The following is a 281-nucleotide window of genomic DNA, read 5'->3' on the forward strand; positions in this document are numbered from 1 at the left end:
CGGCCATCAACGCAACGTCTCGATGGAAACCGAGGGCATGGCGCAGGAAATCGATCTGCACGCCCAGGCATTGGAAGACCCCGTGCAAAGCGTGCTGCTGCAATACGGGCTCGACGAGCAACGGGTGCGGCTGGCGGCGCGCGCTTTCATCGAAAGTCTGGACGAGCCCGAGCGGATCGTGCTGGCCGGCAGCCTCGGCTGGTGCTCGGAAGGCAAAGGCGGACTGTCTGCGGTTGCGGCCCAGCATCGGGTGCCCTCCTATCACTATCGCGCCGTCAAAC

The 281-nt window shown here is 64.8% G+C and carries 1 protein-coding gene; it reads left to right on the forward strand.

The genetic code is table 11. From position 1 onward, the window contains the following. Positions 1-37: 37 nt before the first annotated feature. A partial coding sequence (locus tag EN824_RS34860) for a hypothetical protein (RefSeq protein ID WP_210236411.1) occupies positions 38-281 on the forward strand: 244 nt, incomplete at its 3' end.

Source organism: Mesorhizobium sp. M8A.F.Ca.ET.181.01.1.1 (assembly GCF_004792025.1).
Classification (GTDB): Bacteria; Pseudomonadota; Alphaproteobacteria; order Rhizobiales; family Rhizobiaceae; genus Mesorhizobium.